Annotated in this window: 9 protein-coding genes; 5 read left to right on the top strand and 4 right to left on the bottom strand. The window is 46.1% G+C overall.

Annotation, left to right across the window (positions count from 1 at the left end; genetic code table 11):
• The first annotated feature begins 74 nt into the window (after positions 1-74).
• Positions 75-524: a hypothetical protein gene (locus tag QUB08_RS31000; protein WP_333230028.1), complete on the top strand. Its 450-nt coding sequence runs from the start codon at positions 75-77 to the stop codon at positions 522-524.
• Positions 524-1684 carry a hybrid sensor histidine kinase/response regulator gene (locus QUB08_RS30995; RefSeq protein WP_333230026.1) on the top strand — a complete coding sequence of 387 codons (1161 nt, stop codon included), beginning with the start codon at positions 524-526 and terminating at the stop codon, positions 1682-1684. Before QUB08_RS31000 ends, QUB08_RS30995 begins: the two co-directional genes overlap by 1 nt.
• A gap of 81 nt (positions 1685-1765) precedes the next feature.
• On the opposite strand, the gene QUB08_RS30990 is transcribed toward QUB08_RS30995, so the two are convergent.
• The 3 genes from QUB08_RS30990 to QUB08_RS30980 form a co-directional block, all read right to left on the bottom strand.
• A complete protein-coding gene (locus QUB08_RS30990) occupies positions 1766-2443 on the bottom strand; it encodes a response regulator transcription factor (RefSeq protein ID WP_333230024.1) in 678 nt (225 codons plus the stop codon).
• 273 nt (positions 2444-2716) lie between these two features.
• Positions 2717-3427 carry a hypothetical protein gene (locus QUB08_RS30985; protein WP_333121228.1) on the bottom strand — a complete coding sequence of 237 codons (711 nt, stop codon included), beginning with the start codon at positions 3425-3427 and terminating at the stop codon, positions 2717-2719.
• A gap of 300 nt (positions 3428-3727) precedes the next feature.
• Positions 3728-4159, bottom strand: coding sequence for a helix-turn-helix transcriptional regulator (locus QUB08_RS30980; protein WP_332980241.1), 432 nt, complete (start codon positions 4157-4159; stop codon positions 3728-3730).
• 337 nt (positions 4160-4496) lie between these two features.
• On the opposite strand from QUB08_RS30980, the gene QUB08_RS30975 reads away from it, so the two are divergent.
• The 3 genes from QUB08_RS30975 to QUB08_RS30965 all read left to right on the top strand — a co-directional run bounded on the left by QUB08_RS30975 (position 4497) and on the right by QUB08_RS30965 (position 6230).
• Complete coding sequence (locus tag QUB08_RS30975; RefSeq protein ID WP_333230021.1) at positions 4497-5573, top strand: hypothetical protein; 1077 nt, start codon at positions 4497-4499, stop codon at positions 5571-5573.
• Between the two features lie 239 nt (positions 5574-5812).
• Positions 5813-6013: a hypothetical protein gene (locus QUB08_RS30970; RefSeq protein ID WP_333230019.1), complete on the top strand. Its 201-nt coding sequence runs from the start codon at positions 5813-5815 to the stop codon at positions 6011-6013.
• A gap of 37 nt (positions 6014-6050) precedes the next feature.
• Complete coding sequence (locus tag QUB08_RS30965; RefSeq protein WP_333230017.1) at positions 6051-6230, top strand: hypothetical protein; 180 nt, start codon at positions 6051-6053, stop codon at positions 6228-6230.
• Between the two features lie 96 nt (positions 6231-6326).
• Here the strand turns inward: QUB08_RS30965 and QUB08_RS30960 are convergent.
• The coding region (locus QUB08_RS30960) for a hypothetical protein (RefSeq protein WP_333230015.1) at positions 6327-6673 on the bottom strand (347 nt) is incomplete at its 5' end.

The raw sequence follows: 6673 nt of genomic DNA, 5'->3' as shown, positions 1-6673 counted from the left end.
CCAGTAATCTCTTCAGGCTTGAATTTTTAAATTTTATAACCATCAATTCTATTTAAAGACCTGCGGAATGTGGGTTGCAAAAGAAACCGCTGATTAGTCCTGACGAAATTCTGAGGTTTCCTCAAGGCAAGTGCGTCATCACTTCACCGGCCTACGCAACGGGAACGGAAGCTTTATTTCCCTACCCTCTCAAGATTCCGGTGCGGCCCGGCGACATAAAGCGAGCTAAAGAGTCTGAACAACTGTGGGACAGCAGCATCAGACCGCAGCTTGAAAGGCGGGCGAAAGCTTTGTCAGTAGAGCAGCAGACGGGTAAACTGCTCAATATAGATGAAGAGCTGGATCGGCGGATTCGATTCGCTCGGGCATTGCTGCCACATCCGAACGATCCAGAAGAACCCGTGACGGTGGCTGATGTTAAGTCGCCTGTTAATGCTGCTGGTGCGAACAGCGCGGCTGGGAAAATAGCGGTTGGCAATATTCGGACAAAACTTAAAAATCTGTCATTTGGTGGCGATAGATAATGGAGCAAACTAAACAATTTTTGGCTGACGTTTTGATTGTTGACGATATTCCCGCTAACATTCAACTGCTCTCTCAACTACTAATTGAAAACGGTTACAAAGTCAGGAAGCTGATTAGTGGAGAGCGAGCTTTAAAAGCAGTAGAGTTGCAAGCACCCGACTTGATTTTGCTAGACATAAAAATGCCCGGTATGGATGGCTATGAAGTCTGTCGTCAACTTAAAGCATCTGAAGCTACTTGTGATATCCCTATAATTTTCATCAGCGCTTTAGATGACGTATTTGACAAAGTAAAAGGGTTTGAAGCGGGCGGTGCTGACTACATTATAAAACCTTTTGAGCCTGTTGAAGTGTTAGCGCGGGTATCTGCCCAACTTAAAATGCAGCGCTTGCAGCAGCAACTTCGCTGCGCTAACGTGCAATTGGCTGCACAAAATGTTCAGCTAAGCCAGGAAATTCAAGAAAGACAGCAAGCAGAAGCCAATTTAAGAATGCTGTTGCACGCTGTTTCTCACGATTTGCGATCGCCTCTATCGGGAATGTCGCTGCTGCTGCGAAGTCGCCTCAATGATGCTGGCAGTAACATTGCTATTGATAGGCGGACTATGGAGGTTATGGTGCAAAGTTGTTCGCGCCAACTCCAGTTGATTGAGTCACTAACAGCAACACAACAGTTTGATGTGAAAAGTGCTTCTTTAGCCATGAAGCCGCTGTCGCTGCCCACTTTAGTCCAAAATATTCTTATTGAAAGATTACCAATTCTCAACCAGCATCGAGTCAAGGTTAAGCAGCTTTTTGCAGCCGATTTGCCTTTAGTCAATGCTGATGCCCAGCAGCTCTGGCGGGTGTTTGGCAATCTGATCGACAATGCTGTTAAATACAATCAGTCAGGGTTTATTTTGACGGTAGAAGCTAAAAAGGAAGGTGAGATGGTTCGCTGTACGGTTGCAGACAATGGGGCCGGAATTTCTCTTCAGCAATGTGCAAGATTATTCGAGCCTTATACGAGGGGAGTTGGAGTTAGTTTAAGGGAAGGGTTGGGATTGGGACTTTACATTTGCAGGCAAATTGTTGAGGCTCACGGCGGAGAGATTGGCGTTGATAGCGAATTGGGAAAAGGAGCGAGGTTTTGGTTGACATTGCCAAAGTTTGAAGATTGACAAGATGCCATAATTTGCTACGCGATAGCTACGCCTCAAAAACCACTTTTTTTAGAACAATTAGAAGCTGCATTCTAACGGCTAAACCAGCCCCAAACGCAGTGCTTTAACTGCAGCCTGGGTGCGATCGCTCGCTTCAAATTTAGCTATAATCATCTCTACATGACCTTTGGCGGTGTGGACGCTCATTCCTAGTTGAGCAGCGATTTGTTTATTGCTTTTACCCTCAACTAGCTGCTGCAAAACCTGCATTTCCCGTTCAGTCAGCTTGATGTCGTCCTTCGCATAGCTATCGGGCAGCGGCGTTTTGAGATTTTGCAGTACGCAGTCGGCAATTTTAGGGTCTAAGTAGCTGCCACCTTCTTGCACAGCCGTAATCGCTGCTAGAAGTTGTTCTGCGTTAGTGCCTTTAACGCAGTAGCCGTGAGCGCCGCTGGACAAAGCCGCCATTACCTGAGTTGGATTGCTGTGGTGGGTGAGCATCAGGATACGAGTATGTAGCAGGGCGGCTCTGATTTGCTGCGCGGCTGCAATACCGTCGAGTCCGGGCAAGTCAATGTCCATCAGCACAATGTCTGGTTGGTGTTGCAGTGCGACACTGACGGCTTCGTTACCGTTAACAGCTTGGGCGACAACTGTTAAATGGGGTTGGTTATTGAGGATATGCTGTAGACCGAGCTGCATCATCGGGTCATCTTCAACTATCAGGATGGTTTTTAGTTGACTTGTTTTTGGTTGGGTGGCGGTAGTTGCAGTCACGGCTAAGATTCCTACTACATTTTATCCATAGTCTATTGTTTTTCCTCATATTAAAGAGTGTCATCCTCCTATGGAGAGAAGAAAATTATTGATTTTTGGGCAATTTCGTCGGAAGGTGGATGTCTCTCGATAGGAGGATGGTAATAAAGTCGATTCTCCCGAGTTTTAGGTGATCGTAAAAATTCTAGTGATGCGACCCGAAAAGCCCGTGCGAGAGGCTCACACTACCGTTCCCACCACAAATCCAGAAGAGCTATACACAGTCTGAACAGATTAGATCGACACTTCGTTGACTTCATCCAAATTGATTTCATCCAAATTGATTTCATCCAAATTGATAGCTGTTGCTACTTCCTTCGGTTGAGGTGTTAGATAACCATTGAGCTTGATAACTGTTTGTTCTGTCTCTCGTTCAATGGCAGTCAAAAGCCAATTTTGAGTTTGTCGGTGTTGCTTGCTATCCCAGGCAAACTGAACTTTTTCTGCTGGTTGAGTCGGGTGCAGTGCCAAAATAATCAGTTGTAGCTTGTGAGGCTCGATCTCGAAGAATTCGGCAGCTACCCATAACTTAACTCGGTCTTGCCAAGTCAGTACAGGATGGCGAATCGCCCACTCAAATAGTCTGGGTGTTCCTTTGACTAAACCCACATTTGTACGGACTTGTATCACTTTAAATGGAGAAGAAGGGGAAGAATTTTCTTCTGTCACTCCCCTTTTTGTTCGGTCTAGTTTTGTTTGAAGTGGAATGTCAACCAACAACTTTCGCTGCGGTAAAAACAGTGATGGCGATAGTTCTTTGAGCTGGAAAACCCACTGCTGGAACTGGGGCTGACTGTTGAGAATTGGCTCGACAGGTAATCCCATTAAAATTTGCTTGACAAGCAGTTGCAAGCGTTCTTGCAGATAGGAAGGAACAAGAGGTGGCTCTTGTAGTGGGCTAGTATGAATAGTTTGATTGAGGTCTGATAGAGTAAGGAGGTACATTGCTCAGAGGATAAAAGGCTGAGCAATAGCGGCGATCGCCAGAAGTAAGGGAGAGTCTTTGCTGACAACTTAAGACCGATCGCTGGAGTCAGGAGTCAGGATTCGGATACTTAACGATTCCTCGATCGCCCCGATTTGAGTTTTCTAGCCAAAATCCGAGTCAATTCTGATCGTAATTGTTGATTGACAAATGCTTCTGCCGCTTAAGTTGTCACCAATTGGGGGGAGTGGGGAAGGAGACGGTGATTTTTCTGGTTTCTCAACAGAAAACCCTAATGGTGCAGGCTGCTCGTTACTTAACTATACAAGTTTGGCTAAAAATGCTACTGATGAAGAAATGATATCGGCAATATCATCGGGATCGAGGGAATAAATCTTTGCTAAAACTTCTTTTTTAATTTTTTCAGAGCCTATCTTCTTGCTGCCACTCACTTGACCTATCGCCACCTCATCCAAACCGCGTTGATAAACTGATAGGGATATATCTCCGTCCAAATAAAGTTGCAGAGTCGTGGTACTGCCACCGCTTAACTTTGCCAGTTGCCGAAAGTTCTTAGAATCGGATTCGGGTATCGTTTTCCCCTTTAACCACCGATATACTGTTGAAAAATCTACTCCGATAGCTTCTGCTAAAGCGCTTTGAGTCCAGCCTTCTTTCAGCAGCAGCTCGATCAACTGAGTCAGCCGCTTTTGGCGATCGAGTATAAGAGAAGACACAGAGCTAACAGTCACAAGTGCTTACCTGACGCTATTACCGTACATTATTTTACTTTCTGTAGCAGAGAAACCTCTCCGCTACAAAAGGGAGGGATTGAGACAAGACCTTTCGAGAATCAGATAAATTACCTCGGATCAGATAAATTACCTGGCACTATACATCTATTTAACGGTAAAGTCCTTGTATTTGCAAGGTTTGAGCAATTTTTTGACGATCGCATTTTTGACTGCCCCTGCTGTATTTTACCCCTTTTCTACAAAATTTGAGCAATCAAAGCCTTAATCGATTACGCAACTACTCTTGCATTATGCAATACTTAATCTTGCACCGCGCAAGACGGACGGAACATCAATGTCATCCTCCAACACAGTTCGCGGTTCTGATGCACATAACTTCTCTGTTGTTCTCCGCGCTGAACTCACTGCGAGAGTTGCACAGGACTGCCAGCTAAACAAAGCCGACGCTAAAGATTTGTCTGCCCAGAGCAGTACGCTCACTGATGCTGAAGCATTAGAATTAAGCAGCTTGGAATCTACAGTCGAACGGAGCTTGAAAGCTTTCTGGGAAATAGGGCAAGCTTTGCGCCAGATCCGGGATCGGCGCCTCTACCGACAAGACTTCTCGACTTTTGAAGACTATTGCACTAATCGGTGGGAAATGTCTCGTCGCTGGGCCTACCAATTGATTGACGCGGCAACCGTCTATGAAAATGTGCGCCATGGCGCACAAATCCTTCCCGCCAATGAGCGCCAAGTTCGCCCTCTCGCTGCACTACCCTCCCAAGAGCAGCCTAGGGCTTGGGCCCAAGCTGTTGCTACGGCTCCTAACGGCAAACTTACGGCTTTTCACGTTGCCCGAGTTGTTGAAGAACACCAGAAGAAAATTTCGACGAATAAGTCTAACAACGAGAATAGTTCCAAAAACCAACGAACTCTTTCAACCAATCATCCATCATCAGACGGTAAGATTTCAGCAGCCACTCAAGAGAATGCTGGGGAATTGGGAGCAACATCCAGTCAGACAGAAACTCAATGGCGAAGCTGCTGGAACTGCTACCACTGTAGTTTTGAGCCAATTCAAGGCAACCCCCAGAGTTTTTATTGTCACAAGCTAGGCAAACTAAGCTTTATTGAGAAGGATGGTAACGAACGCGGAGCTGAATGTAAATTGTGGCTCGATCGATGGATCGAGCCAGAGTTAGTCAAGAAGGCAAAACGAGCCCAACGAGATACTTTTACCTTAACTCTACAGCTCCCGATAGACCTGCAAGCCCAGATGCAAGATGCGGCTAAAACTCAAGGGCTGGCTGTAGTAGATTGGGCTGCACAAGTTCTCAAAACAGCAGTTTCTACAATTAGTTTGGGTTCAGAAGTCAAGCCTACTCATGTTTTGATTCCAAACCCGGTTCAAGATCAAGCTACTAATTGACTGTGCTACTATAGCACACACAGGCATACTTTACGGTCGCTGTCAGTGTGCTTTAAAGGCATACTGACAGCATACTCCGGTCAGCCAGCGAGCGCCAGCAGTGAGTTCTCCCCTCAAAAATCAGCGCGGATTCACCTTGACTAAGTACCCCAAAGCAGAGACCCAATGGCAACCAACAACATCAGAATTGTGGGCTACTTGCCGCCAGACCAGCACCAAAAGTTACGCGACTACATGGCATGGCAGAGCAGTCTCTAACGGAAAGTGCCGCGCTCGTCAAAATCCTCAAGCAATTCTTTGAAGCAGCCCCAGGACTCTCGGCCGTTGCGGTAGCTTCTGAAACAAGGGAGATTCTCGCCCAACTGCAAGCAGAAATTGCTGATTTGCTTCTTCGAGTCGCAGCCTTAGAAACTGAAGGAGTTCAACGCCAACGAGCGTAAAACTTCCTCTAAACACGCTCCAGCACGGCAGTCTCCAATGGTGCTGGGCTCCCTGAAAGCTGCTGACCTAGCAAAACGGTTGGGAGTGAGCGCTTCTGGCGTCGAAAATGCTGCTTCAGAAGGCAGCGCTTCCTTTCAAGAATGGAGCAAGCGGCGAGATCCAGCTTCTCGGGCATGGAAGAAGCTGGGCAATCTCTTCTATCCGTTGCAAGATTAAGGTTCGCTGTCTGATAAATTTACGCCATAGAATGCGGGAAATTCTCAGGAGTTTGCAGTGATAGCGATACCATCATTGCTGACAGTAAATATGGCACTAGAAATCGTCCAAATTAAACAGCGAAAATTGGTGAGGCGATGTTATCTTATTTCTGGGTCGGCGTTTGCCCTTAACAACTTCTTGAACTACTGGATTTGAGTGAAGTGATGTCTTCTCATTCAAGTCAATAACTTCTGAGCTTTCTCCTGAACTTATTTCAGGTTCATCTAGACGATCGGTATCATTTTCAGCCTGAGATTCGACAGGCTCAAACCACTCATTGTACCAATAAGTGGCGTTCATTGATTGAGGTCGATCGCTACTTAAACCCCACATTCCGCAGTTCTGGCTTTGATGACTAAGGATTTTCATACCTTCACTGTAGGAAAAATATCTGTGCCTAC

This window comes from Microcoleus sp. BR0-C5 (assembly GCF_036705045.1).
GTDB lineage: Bacteria > Cyanobacteriota > Cyanobacteriia > Cyanobacteriales > Microcoleaceae > Microcoleus.
Note: the sequence above shows the minus strand (reverse complement) of the source record. Positions and strands in the feature narration are given on the sequence as shown.